Genomic DNA, 17,951 nt, shown 5'->3' with positions numbered 1-17,951 from the left:
GCGCTGCGCGCGTTTTGACGATGCTGAAACAATGGGCGCATATGTCCCGCTCATTGATATCGTTATCTGATTCGCGGACTAAGGGAGACGTAGCGCCAACGGGCCGCTTCGCGATCAGCGGTGGATTGTTTAAAATGGCCGGAGCAATACGGAGCTAGAGCCATGAGCGATACGACCGCCAAAACTGCATCCCCGCTCAAGGCGGCGATCGTCCGCGTGACGCCCTTCGAGCAGAACTGCACGCTGATCTGGGACGAGGCGACGAAGGCCGGCGCCGTCGTTGATCCAGGCGGCGATCTCGATCGCATCGAGCAGGCGATCAAAGAAGTGGGAATGAAGGTCGAGAAGATTTTGCTGACGCACGGTCATATCGATCACGCGGGCGGGGCGGCCGATCTCCGCGACCGGCTTGGCGTCAAGATCGAGGGACCGCATCGCAATGATGGCGTTCTGCTCGATGCTCTCGAGAAGCAGGGCGAGATGTACGGGATTTCCGGGGTTCGCAACGTGAAGCCCGACCGCTGGCTGGACGAGGGCGACAAGGTCACGGTCGCCGGGCACGAGTTCGAGATTTTTCACTGCCCGGGGCATTCGCCAGGGTCGGTCGTCTTTTTCGACCGGCGGCAGAAATTCGCGCTCGTCGGCGACGTGATCTTCCGGGGATCGATCGGACGAACCGACTTTGCTTACGGCGATCACGACGCCTTGATATCGTCGATCAAGACGAAGCTATTTCCGCTCGGCGACGATATCGCTTTTATTTGCGGTCATGGTCCGCCGAGCCAGTTCGGTCCGGAGCGGCTGACCAATCCGTTTCTGGTGTAAGTCTCCCAGGTGCCCGGCGGCTAGAAAGAGAATTCGTACGAGCCGCCGAGGCAGCCGAATATTCCGCATTCGCGCTGAAGTGTGCCGTAGCCGCCGTCCGAGATCGAATTGTCGTTGCTGTCGACCAAGTCGACCGTCTGCACACGAAGGGTCTCTTCGCAGCTTCTTCTACAAGCGGTCCAGCTGCCGCCGGGAAGCCGGACTTCCCAACCCCACTTCGGAGCGCGTCTGACGACGCTCTTGATAGCGCCGTTGCCGAAGCGGCTATAGGCGGTGATCACTTCGCCTTGCTTGTAGTTCGACCGAAGCCGGCCGATGTGTGCATCTGCGGCTGGCGGCATGATCGAAGTGAGAACTGCCGCGGTGCCTGCGACCGCTGCCAGCATTTTTGCGCGCATAGAAAATCTCATCCTTTGATGCTCGGGTTTCTTGCTAACGCGACATCGATATGTTGACGCCCTTGAACGACGGTCCGCTGGTTGCGACCGTTACCGAGTGCGAGCCTCCGGCAATCGAGACCGACATCGAGCCGCTGATGCCGCCGCTGATCGCCAGGTTCATTCTGTTGGATGACGCACGTCCGGTCACCGTTCCGGATTGATTGTACGTGCGCTCTTCCCAATCGCCGCTCACCGTGCCGTTGGCGTTGGTGAGATTGGCTCTGAGCTCGACCTTCGCGGAGGCGTTGGCGCAGCGAATCGAAAGACCGAGATTCGTTGGTCCGCCGTTGTTCGTATAATACCCTTTGCAGCGCAGGCTTTCGGTCTTGCCGTTATCGAAACGGGCGGTGCCCGAGCCGCTCCAAGTACCGGCGAGTTCGACAAACGGATTGTCCGACGCCGCTGCAGCGGGATTGAACGATAAGGCCAGGCCAACTGCTACAACGGCTGCCCACGCCGAGACTGACGCTGCAAGTCTATGATTGCGCACCACGAATTCATCCTTCCAAACTGTGGGCCCCCGAAGCGGCGGCATTATCATCCGATGTGAGCCGATTTGCGAGCCATATGGGAACGACAATGCTGCGCGTTCAAAGGTGTTGCTGCCGAGCGACACTCGCCACCATCCGTCGGTGCCGAGGTACAATCGTACGATCGATATGCAGCCTGCGAGTTTCCCAAATGTAGCCTCCAAAGCGTCGCGATCGAATTTCAAACTCCCGGTATTGTTGGGTGGCGCTGAGAAGCAAGACAGCGGCATTGCCGCGGGGTGGGACTCGGGGTGCGCCATCGTCAATCGATATGTTGAGGGAGTTCGAGCATGGGCCGGTCGTACCGCGTTGCCACGTATGTCGTTGCTGCAGCAATTTCAAGCCTAGTCGCAACCGAAAACCGGGCGGCTGCGCCTATCGATCCGCTGGCGAACCTCGCAGGGCGCTGGGTCGGCATGGCAACGATGACGTCGATGTCGGGACCCTCGTCGAATTTCAAATGCGTGGTGACTTACGTTGCGCGTCAGGACGGCGTGCGCGGCATGCGGCAGACGCTCCGCTGCGAAGACGGTGCGAACTTCAAGCTTCACGCGGCGACCGATCTTGCCGTCGAAGGCGAAAAGGTCACCGGCGCATGGACGGACAAGATCAACGACATCGGCGGCACGGTTGCGGGCATCGTAACTGCCGACGGCTTCGACGTGCAGCTTTCCGGCAAGTTCTTCGAAGCGCACATGGCGGTCGCCGGACAGGGCTGTGATCAGTCCGTAAAGGTTCTCCCGCAGGATGCGAGCGTATTCCGGGAACTTGCTGCAACTCTCAAGAAGTGTTGAGCCGCCACTTTCGATATCGTCAAAACGGCTGAACGATCTGGCCGACGACGGGAGCTGCGTCCGACTTCGGATCGTAGCGGAAATCCAGGATCAGGTTGAAGACGTTTTGCGGCCAGAACGCCGGATAGCTGCCTTCGCGGGCGCCGAGGAGTGACGCGATCTCCGGCAGCTTCTTATGGTGCCAGCAGATCACGATCATCTTCCCGCGATATTCGGGTTTCGAAAAAATCTCGGTGATGAGGCTTTTGAAGTCCCTGTCTTCGATGTGATGCTGGACCTCGATGTTGAGTGCGGCGGCGAGCGGTTTCACCGTTTCGATCGAGCGGATCGAGCGTTTGGAGCGTGCGGCCGCGTAAATGAAGTCTGGACGTCCGAACGTCTTGGGAATGTACGTCACAAGGCGCGCCGCGCGTACGACCCCTTCCGGAGAAAGCAGGATATCGTTCGGGTCTCCCGTTTTCTCGGCGTGGCGCATCAGCAGGATGCGGCCCGGCGCGCCCTCGGGGTGATGTGTCGCGGTAATTTCTTCCGGAGCCATCAGCCCCAGCGAACGGGCGAGCGCGCACAGCCATGCTTTGATGCCGCGATCCGGCTCAGCAGAATTTTTCACATCATGCCCCTTCCGTGCGCTTCTGCCACGCGACCCTAAAAGTCATCGTCAACGCCGCGGCGCACCGCTGACGTCATGGAAATTCGCGCCGGTCTTTGCAGAAATTTGGCGGGCGTTCAAAACGGTTCGATGACGCGGTTGACCGTTGGGGCGCTACCCGAGTTCGGATCGTATTGCAAATCGAGAATGAGGTTATAGGCGTCGTCGGGCCAAGGATCCGGGTAGCTGCCGGCGGGGGCGCCCAGCAACGTTGCGATTGCGGGCAAGCTTCCGTGATGCCAGCAGATGACGAGCGTTTTGCCCTTGTAGTCGGGATCGTTGAAAATCATATCGGCCAGGTCTTCAATTTCGTCCTTTTCCATATCGTGCTCGACCTTCATTCCGAGTGCGTCGGCGAGCGGTTGAACCGTTTCTCTCGGGCGGTCCGAATGCTTCGAGCGAGCCGTCGCGATGATGAAATCGGGCTTGCCGAAGGTTTGCGGAATGTAGGTCGCCAGATGTTCGGCGCGCGCGCGTCCGGCTTCGGAGAGATCTTCGTCGCCGTCGTCGCCGGTCTTGTCGGCATGACGCATCAGGATGATGCGCTTCGGGCCGCCGAGAAAGTGTTCGACGGGCGCATAATCGCCGGTGTTCGCGCGAACCTCAGTGCAAAGGGTGCACAGCGGCCGCATTTCCAGCTTCGGCAAGCCGGCGGCGAGAAGACCAATGTAATTGGCGCCGTCGCGGGAGGAGGAGGCCGCGCCGGCCGGTGCGCCGTGAAGATCGAGGAGGAATGCTATCGAAGCAACACCTGCCAGAAAAAGGGCTGCCGTCGCGGAGCGCCGGAAAAGAACAGAGATGCGTTTCATTCGTTCACTCCCGCTTGTTCAGACCCACGTTTCGCAGCGCAAACCTTTCAGCGTGCGGACTGACTGCGAGACATTGCAAGTGGCTTATGCTCCTGCAGTTCGCGGAAAGGAGCCCAAATGCTGGAGGAAAGACGCGCGGCAAGGCGCCCAAGTTTCAAAACCGGGCATAGCGTCAACCCTTACGCAACCTTCGTTGCCTAATTTTGACGGATTAGGAAGGTCAAAACGATTCGATTCGCGACAACGCCATGACGTGCGCCACACCCGACCGCGAACTGCTGCGGCAACTCTCGGACATTCCCGAGGTTGCGTTGAGCGGGTTTTCTGTCAGGGAAGGCTTGGCCGGCACGGGCGTGACAGTGATGAAGGGCCGGAACTATTTCGGCAGCTGGCGGGCGGTGGACAAGCAACTTGTTTGGGTGCCAGCCAACCTGACCGAACCCGGCCACATCGTCGAGACCGTTGACTTGGCCGTTCGCCACACACTCCTCCTTATTTTGAAAAGCATCCAGACGCAGGGCTCCACGCCGCCGCGCGCACTTGCCAGCTGATCGCGGCCAAAACCAAAAATTCGTCTCAGCGGACCGTTGCAAAGTCAGCGGGTAGACGCGACTGTCAGGCGACTTCGCACGGGAGCGCTATCGTGAACATTCGCCGTCAAACGCTGTTGCCTATATTTCTCCTCGCGTCGATATCCGGCGCTGTGGCCGATCCGGTCGAACTGCCGTCGCGTAAGCCCGGGTATTGGGAAATTGCCATCGCGCATGGGTCGAAGTCGACGTTCGCGACGACGGTGCATGCCTGCATCGATGCGGCGACCGATAAGGCGATGATGCAGGCCGGGACCTCGGCGATGGAGGCGATGTGCTCCGATCACGAGATCAAGCGCCAGGGCGACGCTTACGTGTGGGATACCAAGTGCGCAATGGGCTCGATGAAGACGACGTCGCACGTGGTGATCACGGGTGATTTTCAATCGGCCTATCAGATCGAAATTACCGGAGATGTCACGGGTCTGCCGTCAGCTGAAAGAACACTGACGACGCAAAAGGCGAAGTGGTTGTCGGATGCTTGTCCTGCGGGTGTCAAACCGGGCGACATGCAAATGCCGGGCGGCATAACGGTCAATGTCAGCGATATGATCAAGTCGCTCGGCGTGGCGAAGACGCCGTGGCAGCCGTAGACGCGAAACGCGCGCAGATGACTGCGGCCGCTTTTCCGGCAGCCGCAGTCGTGTTGTGATTTACGCGGCGAGCACCGCACGCTCGTGTTTTCCTTGTTCGATCTCTTCGATGATCTTGGCGACGAAGGCTTCGAGATCGCCGGGATTGCGGCTCGTGACGATGCCCTCTTCGGCCACGACGGGTTCATCGACCCAGTTGGCGCCGGCATTGATCATGTCCGTCTTGATCGAATTATATGACGTGGCCTTGCGTCCGCGAACGCCCTTGGCCTCGATCAGCAGCCACGGTGCGTGGCAGATCGCGGCGACGACTTTGCCATCGGCAAGAAAGGCCTTGATGAGCTTTATCGCATCCGGGTTCTGGCGGAGCGTGTCCGGGTTCATCTGGCCGCCCGGTAGCACGATCGCATCGTAAAGTGAGGTCGATGCGTCGCCGAGTTCGACATCGACCTTAACGGGCTTGCCCCAGTCCTTATTTTCCCAGCCGATGATCGAGTCTTTCTGCTTGCGATCTTTCGGCGCGGCGACATGGACAAGCTGCGCCACGGCTTTCAGCTTCTCGCGCGGAACGTCAAGTTCCGACTGCTCGAAACCGTCGGTCGCGAGAATGAGAATTTTCGCTTTCGAGATTTTGGGCATTGGAGGTTCCTCGATTGCTTTGCAACTGAGAAACAACCGATCTGGCTTGCCGGAGTTCCGCTCCGCGGCATGAGCGGATTGAAGCGCACGAGACGACCTTGCTCACACCATTTTGCCGAGGATTCTCGTCATTTCCTCCAATGAAAAGGCGCGCAGCGTTTGCGTTCGAATACTCCCGCGTGCGGCAACGCTTAACGAAAAAGCTGTGGCCGTCTCATCGTCTGGTGCCTCGCAGATCGAGACGGCGTCGAATCTGCCGATCGTCCAATACATGTGTTTGACCGTGACGCTTGCGTTCGCGGCCATGGCTTTGAACTTGTCGGCACGGTTTATGGTGTCCTTGGCGTCGTGAATGCCTTTGTCCGTGAAGTTGGCAAGAATGACGTACGTTGCCATGAGAGCCTCCATTGTGGTGGTGCTCCCCCGTTGCCGCGGATGTTAGATCCGCAAGCGATCCAAATGTAGGAAAATCTGCGGCTGCTACTGGCCTGGGCGTCCCGTTTTGCGGGGGCGGCCGCGGCGGGTCTTCTTCTCTGGGCCACCCTCGAATTCGCGGGTCCGCGTCGGCATCGTGATGCGTGAGGGCTTTTCGCCGGACTTCACGGGCAGCGAGGCGTGCGGGCCCATTTCATCGAGCGTCGGCTTGTGGGGGCCTGCGATTTTCTCGCCGAACGCGCCGGCCTTCACTCGGCTATCGACGTGCTGCGTCCGTGCCGGGACAGGCCGGTCGGTGCCCGGCCCCATGTCATCAAGCGATGGCTTCTTGATGCGAGACGTGGACTGCGCGTACGTCGGCTGCACCGGTTCGTATTCCGTCGCAATGCGGCTACCTTCGGGTTTGGAAGGCGGGACGTTGGCGCTCGCTCCGTATTTTCGCGCGCCTTTGAAGCTCCCGGCCTTGTCCTCGATCTCCGACTGCCGCGCCAACGGATCATCGGCGATGGCGAGCTCGGTTTCGCGCAGGCGCTTGATCTCGTCGCGCATTCTCGCGGCCGTTTCGAATTCGAGATCGGCGGCTGCCTCCTTCATACGCCGTTCCATGTCGGCGATGACGGCCTGCAGGTTGTGACCGAGTACCTGGACGTTCTCGCCGTCGGCGAGACCGGCATCAACGGTGACGTGATCCTGCTCGTAGACCGATTGCATGACGTCGGCGATATTCTTCCTCACGCTTTCCGGCGTGATGCCGTTCGCCTCGTTCCACGCCAGCTGTTTCTCGCGGCGGCGGTTGGTTTCGGCCATAGCGCGATCCATCGAGCCGGTGACCTGATCGGCGTAGAGAATGACCTTGCCATCGACGTTGCGGGCGGCCCGGCCGATCGTCTGCACGAGAGACGTCTCGGAGCGCAGGAAGCCTTCCTTGTCGGCATCGAGAATGGCGACGAGGGCGCACTCCGGAATGTCGAGGCCTTCGCGCAAGAGGTTGATGCCGATCAGCACGTCGAAGGCGCCGAGGCGGAGATCGCGGATGATCTCGATGCGCTCCAGCGTTTCGATGTCGGAGTGCATGTAGCGGACGCGGACGCCGTTCTCGTGCATGTACTCGGTCAAATCTTCCGCCATGCGCTTTGTCAGCACGGTGACGAGCGTCCGATAGCCTTTTTTCGAGACCTGACGCACCTCGTCGAGCAGATCATCGACCTGCGATTTCGCGGGGCGCATCTCGACGACGGGATCGATCAGGCCCGTGGGGCGGATGACCTGCTCGGCGAATGAGCCGCCGGTCTGCTCGAGTTCCCAACTTGCGGGCGTGGCGGAAACGAAGACGGATTGGGGACGCATCGCGTCCCATTCCTCGAAACGTAGCGGCCGGTTGTCCATGCAGGAGGGCAGGCGGAAGCCATACTCGGCAAGCGTTGCCTTGCGCCGGAAGTCGCCGCGGAACATGCCGCCGATCTGGGGCACGGTGACGTGGCTCTCGTCGGCAAAGACGAGGGCGTTATCGGGCAGATATTCGAAAAGCGTCGGCGGCGGATCGCCGGGATTGCGGCCCGTCAGATAGCGCGAATAGTTTTCGATGCCGGCGCAGGAGCCGGTCGCTTCCATCATTTCCATGTCGAAAGTCGTGCGCTGTTCCAGGCGCTGGGCTTCGAGCAGCTTGCCGGCGGCATATAGCTCGTCGAGGCGCTGCTTCAGCTCGATCTTGATCGACTTGATGGCCTGCTGCAGCGTCGGCTTCGGCGTGACGTAGTGCGAATTTGCGTAGAGCTTCACGAGCGCCAGCTCGTCGGTCTTGTTGCCCGTCAGCGGATCGAATTCGACGATCGATTCGATCTCGTCGCCGAACAACGAGAAACGCCAGGCGCGGTCTTCCAAGTGGGCCGGGAAGACTTCGACGGTGTCGCCGCGCGCGCGGAAGGAGCCGCGGACGAAATTCTGATCGTTGCGCCGATAGTGAAGGGCGACGAGGTCGGCCAGCAGCTGGTCGCGCGAAAGCTGTTCGCCGACGCGGACGGTGAACGTCATCGCGGTATAGGTTTCGACCGAGCCGATACCGTAGATGCACGACACCGAGGCGACGATGATTACGTCATCGCGCTCGAGGAGGGACCGCGTCGCGGCGTGACGCATACGGTCGATCTGTTCATTGATCGACGCTTCCTTCTCGATGTAGGTGTCCGTGCGCGGCACATAGGCTTCGGGCTGGTAGTAGTCGTAATACGAGACGAAGTATTCGACCGCATTCTCGGGGAAGAAGCTCTTGAACTCACCGTAGAGTTGCGCTGCGAGCGTTTTGTTCGGCGCGAGGATGAGCGCGGGGCGCTGGGTCTTCTCGATGACGTGCGCCATCGTGAACGTCTTGCCGGAGCCCGTTACGCCTAGCAGCACCTGATTGTGCTCGTGCTTGCCGACGCCTTCGACGAGTTCCTTGATGGCTTGCGGCTGGTCGCCTTTCGGATCGTACTCCGAGACGATCTTGAACCTGACGCCGCCTTCGCTTTTTTCCGGCCGGTCGGGTCTGTGCGGAACGAACGTCGGCATACCGCCCGAGACGATCGGGTGGGTCGCCATGAGCGGCTGACGGGAGAGGAGTTCTTTCGCTCGCTCGGATCGTTCCTGCGGCTTGGTCAGGAGCGCGGTCAGGCTATCGGTCAGGCTTTCGCCGCCCATCGGCGGGCGGGGACCGGATTGACGAAGCGCAGGAAGACTCGGAAGTCCCGTCGCTCCGCGTTTCGTCGAAAGGTCGGCCGGCGCGAAATAAGAACCCGCTTCTCCGAATCCCGGCGTTCCGGCTTCAGTCTCCATTGGAGGCTGAGTCGGCTTTCCCGATTTACCGCGGGAAGGACGAGGTGCTTTCGGTCCGGATGATTTTGTCGGTGTTGCCACGGGAGGAATATAGGAAAGAAGGCCTTCGTCATAAATGCCGATTTGGCGCCACAGTGTCACGTCCGAGCAATAGCAAAAAATTCGGGCCGATTTGGTTCCCGAAAATTCTCCTTACGTAACCGTATGTACTGGTGTTCTCCGCAGGATGATAGCGAAACGGGAACAACTCGGCCGTTGTGCGTTATCGGGTTGTGAAAAGGGGGGCCGCTACCGGCCGGACATGGTTCGGACGGTGCTGGCGGAGGAAACCCCAAATAGAGAAGACGGAGATTTAAATGATCACCACCAGATTGATTGCTGCTGCAGTTGCCGCCACGTTTGTCATGGGCAGCGGAGCCGCATTCGCCGCGGCCGAAAAGTCTGCTGCCTCCCTGGAATGCTCGAAGCAGGCGGATGCGAAGGGCTTGCACGGCAAGGATCGCAAGAAATTCCGGGCGCAGTGCAAGCACGAGATGATGCACGGCAACACGAAACCTGAAGAAAAGAAATAACTTCGTTTGACGAAAGTCCGACTAGGTGAGAAACCCCGCACCTTCTTGCGGGGTTTTTTCGTTGGCGGCATATGGCGGGCAATACGCTATCGGAAGATGCTATCCCATGCTTGGAGAGTGTCATGCCGCACACGGAAGGATCCAAAACTGCACTCGTGACGGGGGCCAATCGCGGCATCGGATTCGAGATTGCGCGGCAGCTTTCGCTCCTGGGTTTCAGCATTCTTGCCGGCGTCAGATCGCGTGAGAAAGTCGTCATGGCCGTCGACGACTTCAAGAAGGCCGGTGTCGACGTCAAGCCCGTCATCCTCGACATGGCGAACTCCGGACGCCTGCTCGACGCGCTCACGGAAATCGAGCTTACGCATGCGCCGATCGATGTTCTGGTCAACAATGCCGCAATTCTGATCGATGGGCCCGGCGGTTTCAATTCCTCTCTCTTTGACATGACGGACGAGGTGTTCCGGCGCACTTGGGAGACCAACGTGCTCGGACCTTCGATCACGATGCGCGCGCTGATGCCCGGCATGCTGACGCGCGGGTTCGGCCGCGTGATCAACATGTCGTCTCTCGCCGGGCAGTTGAGCCAAATGGGGAAGGGCTACCCGGCTTACCGAGTTTCGAAGGCGGCGCTAAATGCCCTGACCCGGATTGCCGCGGCGGAAGCTGCTGCATCGGGTACGGACGTGAAGGTCAACGCGTGCTCGCCGGGCTGGGTCAGGACCGGCATGGGCGGTAAGGATGCGCCTCGTTCGCCTGAGAAGGGTGCGGAAACCGCGGTGTGGCTCGCGACAATCGACAGCGACGGACCCAACGGCGGGTTTTTCCAAGACAAAGAACTGCAGGCCTGGTGAGGCCGCTCGAAACGTCTGTCGATCAGATTGACAGAAATTCAGCGCGTCAGAGAGTGCGGCCGGTGCGGCTGGTGACGACCGGCGAGCCGTTCTGCTGGATTTCCATGACGAAGCGGATCGGACGCGCGCCGGAATCGCCCAGGTCGCGTGCGGTCACGAGCACCAAGTGGCTTGGCGCCGGCGACGTATCGATCTGGGTGATCTTGGGAGAAAAGTCCGAAACGGTCGCGACTTCGAGCGTGCGCCGGACGCCGCCAAGGTTCATAGAAATCTGATCGCCGACAGAGATCGTCTTGTTGACGGGCATCGTGCCGTCACGCATCGCGGACAGCCAGTAGTCTTCCGAACCGGAGATGGGAGTGGACGAGGCCGCTACCATTCCTGCCTTGGCTTCGGTGCTCGTCCGATTGAGGGCAGTCTGGAAGCTCTTACGCAGGACGGTTTCGCTATTGGCGGAGAGCAGCGCGCCGGCGATGGCGGCAACGGCGGCACCCGCCGTCAAGCCCAGCCAAAAGGGTCTCAAGTCCTGCTTCGTCATGCTTCGGCCTCCAGCATTCCTATCAGGCAGCGAACCGGCTCAGATTCCGTCTCGCCGCCCCCACAGGTACAATCGAGATTAAGGCAATTCAATAGCGCTCAGAGCCACATCGGCCGATTACCCTATCTCGTTTGCAGGAAAGGGCAAATCGCGGAGAGTAAACGCGCTTCACATGCCTAAGAATGGCTAAATTCAGCGCTGCGAGCATCGAAAATGCAACCCCGAGCAGCCCCCATGCCGCGGTCGCGCTGGTCCGGCGGTAGATTGCCTCGGCGGGAGAACTGGCGGTTGCGATCTCGACAATCGGCGGCGGGCCGGGATCGGCGACGGCTTTTATGGCGAACGGCGTGGCGCTGTGGTGGATGCCTGCGAACGCCGTCGGAAAGGTTCCGGCTTTGACCGGGGCACAAAACGTCGTGCTGACTAGAACGAATGCCAGTCCTGCGACGGCGGCATCGATCAAGGGCCGCCATAGCTGATTGGAACACCTCGGCGCCACGCCGCTTTTCCGGCGTTTGCGCGTTTCCGGCTGAACGCTGACTGGCATTGTCTCAATTCCTCCCGCTCGTCATCAACTCAGTAAGTAGATCACGTGAGGAAGTTGACCTGCGCTTCTGGGCGGCGATGGGTTCGGATTGTGGCGCAAGCTCGTGAAACCGGCAGTTCCAAATCATTCCGGTGCATTTGTTGCGCTGTAGCATCAGCACGGATGTGGTGCTCATCGCGAGGCCCTAGAAAACGCCGACTTGCGACACGGAAACATTGCAATTACGGTCCGCGCCGCTTATTCCGCGATGCGAAAACGCTAGATCTCAATCTCGATAACAGGCCGCTTGAACATGGGCTTCATCGCCGACAGTCTGAACCGAATCCAACCCTCCGCCACCATTGCCGTCTCCATGAAGGCGCGACAGCTGAAGTCGCAAGGCCGTGACATCGTTTCGTTGTCGGCGGGCGAGCCGGATTTCGACACGCCGCAGAACATCAAAGATGCCGCCAAGCGGGCGCTCGACGAGGGCAAGACGAAATACACGGACGTCGACGGCATTCCGGAACTCAAGGCGGCGATCGTCGCGAAGTTCAAGCGGGACAACGGTCTCGACTATAAAGCGAGCCAAGTCTCGGTCGGGACCGGCGGCAAGCAGGTGCTCTATAATGCGCTGCTCGCGACGCTCAATCCGGGTGACGAGGTCGTCATGCCGGCGCCGTGCTGGGTGTCCTATGCGGATATCGTGATACTCGGCGGCGGCAAGCCTGTGTTCGCCGAGACGACACTCGAAGACGGCTACAAGCTCCGCGCGGACGCGCTCGAAAAGGCGATCACGCCGAAGACGAAGTGGTTCATTTTCAATTCGCCTTCCAATCCGACCGGAACGGCTTATTCGGCCGACGAGCTGAAGGTGCTGACGGACGTCCTGCTCAAGCATCCGCATGTGTGGGTGCTGACGGACGATATGTACGAGCACCTGCTTTATGACGGGTTGAAGTTTGCGACGCCGGCGCAGGTCGAGCCGAAGCTCTACGACCGGACGCTCACGATGAACGGGCTGTCGAAGGCCTACTGCATGACCGGATGGCGTCTTGGATATGCCGCGGGTCCGGAAGTTCTCATCAATGCCATGCGCAAGCTGCAGTCGCAGTCGACGTCTAACCCGTCGTCGATCGTGCAGTGGGCGGGCGTGGAGGCTCTCAACGGGCCGCAGGACTTCATCGCTGCGAACAACAAGGTCTTCGTCGAACGGCGAGATCTCGTCGTCAGCATGCTCAATCAGGCAAAGGGCTTGCAGTGCCCGAAGCCGCAGGGCGCGTTCTACGTCTATCCGAGCATCAAGGCGTTGATCGGTAAGACGAGCAAATCAGGCACGGCCATCAAAAACGACGAGGACTTCGTCACGGCCTTGCTCGAGGAAGAAGGCGTTGCGGTGGTGCATGGCGCTGCGTTCGAGGGTTCGCCGTCGTTCCGCGTGTCCTATGCGGCTTCGACCGAGTCGTTGAAGGACGCCTGCACGCGCATTCAGCGCTTCTGCGGAAATCTCACTTGAGAAACAAAAAGCGCGCGATCTCAATCGCGCGCTCCTCACATCGAGCACTTACCTGTTTCGTCGCTCAGGCCGGCGTTGCGCCGTGGTGTACGAAGCGGTCGGTAAACCAGTCCCAGGCGTTGGAAATGTGCCCAGCCAGAGGCTTGCCATCAACGGCGGGTACGACCGGACGCCAAATCGCCAGCGCCGTCGCCGGCTGCGACTTGAATTCAAACACCTGAGGTTCGGCGCCGAATGTCTCGGGGAGTTGTTCTTCGGCGGCCATGACGTATCCGGCAGCGTTGGCCGCGGACATCAATGTTTCTATACTCATAACCCAGCCTCGCATTTCCTGAGCCAATTTCCCTCTGGCCCATTCCGAATTTCTCGCCAGTGCCCTAAGAACGCGTGAAACGCCGGAAGAGTTCACAATGCGACAAGTTTAAAGTTATTCAAGTTATTTTTGCCTTTCCGGACTGCCCTGGCGGAGCAATTTAAGAAGTCGCTTTGGCGATGCAGTATAGGAACGCGGTTTTCTAATAATTCTACCGCATCGCAATACATTCTTCACGAAACCGTGCGGCGATTCCCGTTGTGCGGACCTGACTTTGGAGCGAGCATCGACTTGCCGCTCTCTTCCGAGGTGCGGGGCGCGGCTCTATGGTCGTGCGCCTCGCAACATCGGAGGCAATCATGACGAGCTCAGATGGCCCGAAGGGCGGAAATGGCACACAAGGTAATAGGGCTGGGGTCCGAGGCGCGCGCTGCGTAGCGCTCATCGGGCCCTTCGCCAGCGGTAAGACGACACTCCTCGAAGCCATACTCGCCCGCACGGGCGCCATTTCACGAGCCGGGTCGATCGCAGCCAATTCGACGCTTGGCGATAGTACTCCGGAAGCACGCGAGCACGCGATGAGCGTCGGCCTCAACGTCGCCGATGCGACGTTCCTCGGGGAAAATTTCACTTTTATCGATTGTCCAGGTTCGGTCGAGTTCGCGCATGAAGGCACGATCGCGCTACCGGCTTGCGATATGGCCGTCGTGGTCTGCGAGGCCGATCCGAAGCGCGTTTCGGCGCTCCAGGTGATCCTGAAGCAACTTGAGGATATGAGCGTTCCGCACATCCTCTTCCTGAACAAGATCGATGTGTCGCCGATCCCGATGCACGACGTCATTCCGAGCCTGCAGCCCGCCAGTGCCAAGCCGCTGGTGCTGCGCCAGATCCCGATCTGGGAAAATGGCATTGCCACGGGCTTCGTCGATCTCGCGTCCGAACGCGCCTACGTCTATCGCGAACATGCGCCCAGCACGATCATCGAGCTGCCGTCGGCGATTGAAGCGCGCGAGAAGGAAGCGCGATTCCAGATGCTCGAGAAGCTCGCCGATTACGACGATGAGCTGATGGAACAGCTGCTCGCCGATATTCCGCCGCCGAACGACCGCGTGTTCGACGATCTCTCGAAAGAGCTGCGCGACGGTTTGATTTGCCCCGTTCTTATCGGCTCGGCCGAGCATGGGCACGGCATCCTGCGGCTACTGAAGGTGCTCCGTCACGAATGTCCTTCGGTCGAAGATACGGCGAAGCGGTTGAAGGTCGATGGCCTCAAATCGGCGGCCTATGTCTTCAAGAGCGTTCATACGAGAGCGGGTGGTAAACTGTCGTACACGCGCGTCTTCGCGGGAGAGATTCCTGATGGGGCGACGGTTACGGGTGCCAACGGTCACGAGCAGCGCGCCGCCGGTATCTTCTCCATTCGCGGCGAAGAAGCGGTGAAGCGTGGTGCTGCAAAGCCCGGCGATACGGTCGCGCTGGGCCGTCTCGACGGCGTTCACTCGGGCGAGACGATTGCCGTCGGCAAAACGTCGATCGAGCAGATTCCCGTGCCCGAGGCTTCGCAACCCGCGCTCGCAATCGGGCTTGGCCTCAAAGATCGGAAAGACGAGGTGAAGCTGTCGGCGGCGGTCACCAAGCTGATCGATGAAGATCCGTCCCTGACACTCGAGCACAATGCCGAGATGCATCAGATTTTGCTGCACGGACAGGGCGAAATGCACATTCGCGTGGCGCTCGAACGGCTGATGCGCAAGTACGGCATCGACGTGCAACGCGAGAAGCGGCGTGTCGGCTACAAGGAAACGATCCGGTCGGCGACCGAAGTCCGCGGGCGGCATAAGAAGCAGTCGGGCGGGCATGGTCAGTTCGGTGACGTCAAACTCGACATCAAGCCGCTGCCCCGAAGCGGCGGGATCGTCTTCGACGAGAAGATCACAGGCGGCGCCATTCCGAAGAATTTCATTCCTTCGGTCGAAATCGGCGTGCGCGATTACCTCAGCGAAGGCCCGCTCGGCTTTCCGGTGGTCGATGTTGCGGTGACGCTGACGGACGGATCGTATCATTCGGTTGATTCATCCGACATGGCGTTCCGGCAGGCGGGGCGGCTGGCGATGTCGGAGGGGCTGCCGAAATGCAATCCTGTTCTGCTGGAGCCGATCATGGCGGTTTCGATCGCGGTGCCGTCGGAGGCCAACGCACGGATCAACAGCATCATCTCGCAACGACGCGGGCAAATCCTCGGCTTTGATGCGCGCCCCGGATGGTCGGGATGGGATTTGATCCAGGCTCACATTCCCGAAGCAGAGATGGACAGCCTGATCATCGATCTCAGATCGGCGACGGCGGGCGTCGGATCGTTCACGTTTGGGTTCGATCACCTGTCGGAAGTGACAGGGCGGCTCAAGGACCAGGTCATCGCTGCCAGCAAGGCGGCGGCCGAGTAAACGGTTTCGATGGAGCCGAAGCGTGCACGGGGCCTCAGCTTGTGCACGCTTCAGTTTGACGATTAGCGAGTGCGCTTTGCACGCGCACCGAACAATTTTCCGCGCCATCCTTGGGCAAGAACAAATAGCCATCCGCCTATCTGGCCAATGCCGAGCGCTCCGAGCGTGGCGGTTTCGGCCGCGCTGCAGCCCGCTTGCGACTTCAGGCAAGGTCCGGACATCTCGCGAGTGGCAAACAAAACGAGGATCACGATCTGCACCGATACCCCTATCAAGAACATGTATCCGAATATCACGAGCGCACGTCTCAGCCGGGACGGCATGTTGGGGCTTCCGATATCCGGGTCGGCACCGCTATAGTGATGGGTCTCGGCTATGGCTGCGTTGCGGATCTGCACGGTGGATCGCGTCAGGACGTCATGAAATGCCTGCCGACGTTTCGTCAGCAGCATTGCGACGAACGATAGCCAGCCGAGCAAGCCCTTTACGATGAAACGGATGAAAGCCCTGGCTAGACTAATGTTGCCGCCGGTTCGATCATCGACAACGCGCAGATTTTTCCGCCAATGTCCGATCGTCCCGCCGGTGGCTGCAACCATGGCGGCCTCGTAGAAAATCAGTGCAACGCAAAAAGCTGTGCCAATTACCCAGGCGACCCACTGATTGTTTGTTGCGGTAACGAGGCTTAGGCAGGCGAGTATGCCTGCGAAAAATAGAATGGCGTCGATGGCCATTGCCTGGATCCGCCGGGTGAAGCGCGCATACTTGGGCTCTTCGTTGGGCTCGCTTTCCAGAGCAGGGGCACTCTGATCCATTGGTGCTCGCACAGTTTAAGCGATCAGGGCGGCGCCCTATCGATGGAACTTACATTAGAAATATATACTCTGAGAGAAAACAACGAAATTGACAGTGGGCCGTGCGCGCACGCACCGGAATCGGCTGGTCCGATAACGTGAGTTGACTCGGTGTTGCGGCCGCTTTCGATTTTCTATTAGCGCGCCGCGGCTTTGACCGGCGATTTTGGGCCTTTGAAGTAATCGGTCATCGCTTCGAGAAACAGTGGCGACAAGCCTTCGCCGCCGGCATCGATGTGGGCTTTCAGAGCATTGCGCATCCGCGGTTCCCACGATGCCTGGATGTGCTTGGCGATGCCGTCGATAGCTTCAGACTTCGGGTAGATGCAGAAGTAGTCCGTTATTTGATTGGCCATGCGGACGAGATCGGAAGCTTTCATCAGATTGCTCGATTGAGGTTGCGTTGATCAGGAATGGAATACGACGGGGCCACCGGGCCCGAGCGACGCCAGAAAGAGATTGGCCTTCTTGGCGAGTTCGAGGGCGAGGGCGGTTGGCGCGGAGACGGTCACCAAGGCCATGATGCCTGCTGTCACGGACTTCTGAACGAGTTCAAAGCTGCAGCGGCTGGTCATCAGGACGAAGCCGTCCGTCCGGTCGATGCCGCGGACGTAGAGCGCACCGATGAGCTTATCGAGCGCGTTGTGGCGGCCGACGTCCTCGCGGACGAATTGGATCTCGCCGTCCTTCGACACCCAAGCGGCGCCGTGAACCGAGCGGTTGAAGCGGTTCATCGGCTGGTGCTCGAAGAGGCTCTTCTCGGCGCGCCTGATGGCTTCGGAAGTGGGCGACCAGGTCCGGTCGAGCTTCTGCAATGGCCGAACCGCGGATTCGATATCTTCGACGCCGCATAGGCCGCAGCCCGTGCGTGCTTCCATAGCGCGGCGCGCGAGACGCGACGTTTCAATCGCGGTCTCGGGCACGGCAACGTCGATCGCCATGCCGCCGTCGACCGGCATCACGAGGATGCCCTGGATTTTCGATGGATCGGGGACGATGCCTTCGCCGACGAGAAAGCCGGTGGCGAAATCGCGAAGATCCGCCGGCGTCGACATCATGACCGTATAGGGCTCGGAATTGATCTGCAGCGCGACGGGCACCTCCTCGGGGAGTTGCCACGTCACGGCTTGCGTGCCGGATGCCGAATGCAGCTCGCCCACGGCAGGGCGGGAGCAAAGCTCCGCGCCACCGTCAGGCTGAGACACGCTTTTCGGCGCCA

21 protein-coding genes are annotated in these 17,951 nt (G+C 60.0%); 8 read left to right on the top strand and 13 right to left on the bottom strand.

Going from position 1 to position 17,951, the window contains the following annotated elements:
* Positions 1 to 162 precede the first annotated feature (162 nt).
* Positions 163 to 825 (top strand): MBL fold metallo-hydrolase, encoded by a 663-nt coding sequence (locus AB4Z24_RS04810; protein WP_441706264.1) that lies wholly within the window; start codon positions 163 to 165, stop codon positions 823 to 825.
* Positions 826 to 845: 20 nt separating this feature from the next.
* Here the strand turns inward: AB4Z24_RS04810 and AB4Z24_RS04805 are convergent, their stop codons facing one another.
* Together AB4Z24_RS04805 and AB4Z24_RS04800 are read right to left on the bottom strand one after the other, a co-directional pair.
* Complete coding sequence (locus AB4Z24_RS04805) at positions 846 to 1,223, bottom strand: hypothetical protein (RefSeq protein ID WP_441706263.1); 378 nt, start codon at positions 1,221 to 1,223, stop codon at positions 846 to 848.
* A 34-nt stretch (positions 1,224 to 1,257) separates the two neighbouring features.
* The gene (locus AB4Z24_RS04800; protein WP_441706262.1) at positions 1,258 to 1,755 is read right to left on the bottom strand and encodes a hypothetical protein; all 498 of its coding nucleotides are present in this window, start codon (positions 1,753 to 1,755) and stop codon (positions 1,258 to 1,260) included.
* A 330-nt stretch (positions 1,756 to 2,085) separates the two neighbouring features.
* On the opposite strand from AB4Z24_RS04800, the gene AB4Z24_RS04795 reads away from it, so the two are divergent.
* Positions 2,086 to 2,589, top strand: coding sequence for a hypothetical protein (locus AB4Z24_RS04795; RefSeq protein WP_441706261.1), 504 nt, complete (start codon positions 2,086 to 2,088; stop codon positions 2,587 to 2,589).
* A gap of 19 nt (positions 2,590 to 2,608) precedes the next feature.
* Here AB4Z24_RS04795 and AB4Z24_RS04790 read toward each other — a convergent pair whose 3' ends face one another.
* Together AB4Z24_RS04790 and AB4Z24_RS04785 are read right to left on the bottom strand one after the other, a co-directional pair.
* Entirely contained in the window at positions 2,609 to 3,199 is a 591-nt protein-coding gene (locus tag AB4Z24_RS04790) for a histidine phosphatase family protein (RefSeq protein WP_441706260.1), read from the bottom strand.
* Positions 3,200 to 3,315: 116 nt separating this feature from the next.
* Entirely contained in the window at positions 3,316 to 4,047 is a 732-nt protein-coding gene (locus AB4Z24_RS04785; RefSeq protein WP_441706259.1) for a histidine phosphatase family protein, read from the bottom strand.
* Positions 4,048 to 4,295: 248 nt separating this feature from the next.
* On the opposite strand from AB4Z24_RS04785, the gene AB4Z24_RS04780 reads away from it, so the two are divergent.
* Positions 4,296 to 4,598: a hypothetical protein gene (locus AB4Z24_RS04780; RefSeq protein WP_441706258.1), complete on the top strand. Its 303-nt coding sequence runs from the start codon at positions 4,296 to 4,298 to the stop codon at positions 4,596 to 4,598.
* Positions 4,599 to 4,690: 92 nt separating this feature from the next.
* The gene (locus tag AB4Z24_RS04775) at positions 4,691 to 5,230 is read left to right on the top strand and encodes a DUF3617 domain-containing protein (protein ID WP_441706257.1); all 540 of its coding nucleotides are present in this window, start codon (positions 4,691 to 4,693) and stop codon (positions 5,228 to 5,230) included.
* 60 nt (positions 5,231 to 5,290) lie between these two features.
* Here the strand turns inward: AB4Z24_RS04775 and AB4Z24_RS04770 are convergent, their stop codons facing one another.
* The 3 genes from AB4Z24_RS04770 to uvrB all read right to left on the bottom strand — a co-directional run bounded on the left by AB4Z24_RS04770 (position 5,291) and on the right by uvrB (position 9,196).
* Positions 5,291 to 5,869, bottom strand: a complete 579-nt coding sequence (locus tag AB4Z24_RS04770) for a type 1 glutamine amidotransferase domain-containing protein (protein ID WP_441706256.1) — start codon at positions 5,867 to 5,869, stop codon at positions 5,291 to 5,293.
* A gap of 102 nt (positions 5,870 to 5,971) precedes the next feature.
* Positions 5,972 to 6,265, bottom strand: coding sequence for a GYD domain-containing protein (locus AB4Z24_RS04765; protein WP_441706255.1), 294 nt, complete (start codon positions 6,263 to 6,265; stop codon positions 5,972 to 5,974).
* Positions 6,266 to 6,349: 84 nt separating this feature from the next.
* Positions 6,350 to 9,196 (bottom strand): excinuclease ABC subunit UvrB, encoded by a 2,847-nt coding sequence (gene uvrB, locus AB4Z24_RS04760; RefSeq protein WP_441706810.1) that lies wholly within the window; start codon positions 9,194 to 9,196, stop codon positions 6,350 to 6,352.
* A 275-nt stretch (positions 9,197 to 9,471) separates the two neighbouring features.
* Between uvrB and AB4Z24_RS04755 the strand changes: the two genes are divergently transcribed.
* Together AB4Z24_RS04755 and AB4Z24_RS04750 are read left to right on the top strand one after the other, a co-directional pair.
* On the top strand, positions 9,472 to 9,687 hold the full coding sequence (locus AB4Z24_RS04755) for a PsiF family protein (protein WP_441706254.1): 216 nt from the start codon (positions 9,472 to 9,474) through the stop codon (positions 9,685 to 9,687).
* 122 nt (positions 9,688 to 9,809) lie between these two features.
* A complete protein-coding gene (locus AB4Z24_RS04750; RefSeq protein WP_441706253.1) occupies positions 9,810 to 10,541 on the top strand; it encodes an SDR family NAD(P)-dependent oxidoreductase in 732 nt (243 codons plus the stop codon).
* Between the two features lie 46 nt (positions 10,542 to 10,587).
* On the opposite strand, the gene AB4Z24_RS04745 is transcribed toward AB4Z24_RS04750, so the two are convergent.
* Together AB4Z24_RS04745 and AB4Z24_RS04740 are read right to left on the bottom strand one after the other, a co-directional pair.
* A complete protein-coding gene (locus AB4Z24_RS04745) occupies positions 10,588 to 11,079 on the bottom strand; it encodes a hypothetical protein (RefSeq protein ID WP_441706252.1) in 492 nt (163 codons plus the stop codon).
* Positions 11,080 to 11,167: 88 nt separating this feature from the next.
* Complete coding sequence (locus AB4Z24_RS04740) at positions 11,168 to 11,626, bottom strand: hypothetical protein (RefSeq protein WP_441706251.1); 459 nt, start codon at positions 11,624 to 11,626, stop codon at positions 11,168 to 11,170.
* 292 nt (positions 11,627 to 11,918) lie between these two features.
* Between AB4Z24_RS04740 and AB4Z24_RS04735 the strand changes: the two genes are divergently transcribed.
* Complete coding sequence (locus AB4Z24_RS04735; RefSeq protein WP_441706808.1) at positions 11,919 to 13,121, top strand: pyridoxal phosphate-dependent aminotransferase; 1,203 nt, start codon at positions 11,919 to 11,921, stop codon at positions 13,119 to 13,121.
* A 64-nt stretch (positions 13,122 to 13,185) separates the two neighbouring features.
* Here AB4Z24_RS04735 and AB4Z24_RS04730 read toward each other — a convergent pair whose 3' ends face one another.
* A complete protein-coding gene (locus AB4Z24_RS04730; RefSeq protein ID WP_441706250.1) occupies positions 13,186 to 13,434 on the bottom strand; it encodes a hypothetical protein in 249 nt (82 codons plus the stop codon).
* A gap of 359 nt (positions 13,435 to 13,793) precedes the next feature.
* Here AB4Z24_RS04730 and AB4Z24_RS04725 point away from each other — a divergent pair, with 359 nt between their 5' ends.
* On the top strand, positions 13,794 to 15,878 hold the full coding sequence (locus AB4Z24_RS04725; RefSeq protein ID WP_441706249.1) for an elongation factor G: 2,085 nt from the start codon (positions 13,794 to 13,796) through the stop codon (positions 15,876 to 15,878).
* Between the two features lie 62 nt (positions 15,879 to 15,940).
* On the opposite strand, the gene AB4Z24_RS04720 is transcribed toward AB4Z24_RS04725, so the two are convergent.
* The 3 genes from AB4Z24_RS04720 to fdhD all read right to left on the bottom strand — a co-directional run bounded on the left by AB4Z24_RS04720 (position 15,941) and on the right by fdhD (position 17,937).
* The gene (locus AB4Z24_RS04720) at positions 15,941 to 16,693 is read right to left on the bottom strand and encodes an RDD family protein (protein ID WP_441706248.1); all 753 of its coding nucleotides are present in this window, start codon (positions 16,691 to 16,693) and stop codon (positions 15,941 to 15,943) included.
* Between the two features lie 176 nt (positions 16,694 to 16,869).
* The gene (locus tag AB4Z24_RS04715) at positions 16,870 to 17,112 is read right to left on the bottom strand and encodes a formate dehydrogenase subunit delta (protein WP_441706247.1); all 243 of its coding nucleotides are present in this window, start codon (positions 17,110 to 17,112) and stop codon (positions 16,870 to 16,872) included.
* 27 nt (positions 17,113 to 17,139) lie between these two features.
* Positions 17,140 to 17,937 carry a formate dehydrogenase accessory sulfurtransferase FdhD gene (gene fdhD, locus AB4Z24_RS04710; protein WP_441706246.1) on the bottom strand — a complete coding sequence of 266 codons (798 nt, stop codon included), beginning with the start codon at positions 17,935 to 17,937 and terminating at the stop codon, positions 17,140 to 17,142.
* Positions 17,938 to 17,951: the final 14 nt, after the last annotated feature.

Origin of the sequence: Hyphomicrobium sp. 2TAF46, assembly GCF_052114865.1 — a bacterium.
Lineage (GTDB): Bacteria > Pseudomonadota > Alphaproteobacteria > Rhizobiales > Hyphomicrobiaceae > Hyphomicrobium_B.
The sequence above is the reverse complement of the archived record's forward strand: the minus strand, read 5'-3'. Positions and strand labels throughout refer to the sequence as shown.

What these genes read in the sequence shown, in the direction of transcription:
- AB4Z24_RS04780 (WP_441706258.1), top strand. Translation starts at nt 4,296, where the DNA reads ATGACGTGCGCCACACCCGACCGCGAACTGCTGCGGCAACTCTCGGAC.
- AB4Z24_RS04735 (WP_441706808.1), top strand. Translation starts at nt 11,919, where the DNA reads ATGGGCTTCATCGCCGACAGTCTGAACCGAATCCAACCCTCCGCCACC.
- AB4Z24_RS04715 (WP_441706247.1), bottom strand. Translation starts at nt 17,112, where the DNA reads ATGAAAGCTTCCGATCTCGTCCGCATGGCCAATCAAATAACGGACTAC.
- AB4Z24_RS04755 (WP_441706254.1), top strand. Translation starts at nt 9,472, where the DNA reads ATGATCACCACCAGATTGATTGCTGCTGCAGTTGCCGCCACGTTTGTC.
- AB4Z24_RS04740 (WP_441706251.1), bottom strand. Translation starts at nt 11,626, where the DNA reads ATGCCAGTCAGCGTTCAGCCGGAAACGCGCAAACGCCGGAAAAGCGGC.
- AB4Z24_RS04745 (WP_441706252.1), bottom strand. Translation starts at nt 11,079, where the DNA reads ATGACGAAGCAGGACTTGAGACCCTTTTGGCTGGGCTTGACGGCGGGT.
- AB4Z24_RS04795 (WP_441706261.1), top strand. Translation starts at nt 2,086, where the DNA reads ATGGGCCGGTCGTACCGCGTTGCCACGTATGTCGTTGCTGCAGCAATT.
- AB4Z24_RS04770 (WP_441706256.1), bottom strand. Translation starts at nt 5,869, where the DNA reads ATGCCCAAAATCTCGAAAGCGAAAATTCTCATTCTCGCGACCGACGGT.
- AB4Z24_RS04730 (WP_441706250.1), bottom strand. Translation starts at nt 13,434, where the DNA reads ATGAGTATAGAAACATTGATGTCCGCGGCCAACGCTGCCGGATACGTC.
- AB4Z24_RS04720 (WP_441706248.1), bottom strand. Translation starts at nt 16,693, where the DNA reads ATGGATCAGAGTGCCCCTGCTCTGGAAAGCGAGCCCAACGAAGAGCCC.
- AB4Z24_RS04805 (WP_441706263.1), bottom strand. Translation starts at nt 1,223, where the DNA reads ATGCGCGCAAAAATGCTGGCAGCGGTCGCAGGCACCGCGGCAGTTCTC.
- AB4Z24_RS04765 (WP_441706255.1), bottom strand. Translation starts at nt 6,265, where the DNA reads ATGGCAACGTACGTCATTCTTGCCAACTTCACGGACAAAGGCATTCAC.
- AB4Z24_RS04810 (WP_441706264.1), top strand. Translation starts at nt 163, where the DNA reads ATGAGCGATACGACCGCCAAAACTGCATCCCCGCTCAAGGCGGCGATC.
- AB4Z24_RS04750 (WP_441706253.1), top strand. Translation starts at nt 9,810, where the DNA reads ATGCCGCACACGGAAGGATCCAAAACTGCACTCGTGACGGGGGCCAAT.
- AB4Z24_RS04725 (WP_441706249.1), top strand. Translation starts at nt 13,794, where the DNA reads ATGACGAGCTCAGATGGCCCGAAGGGCGGAAATGGCACACAAGGTAAT.
- AB4Z24_RS04785 (WP_441706259.1), bottom strand. Translation starts at nt 4,047, where the DNA reads ATGAAACGCATCTCTGTTCTTTTCCGGCGCTCCGCGACGGCAGCCCTT.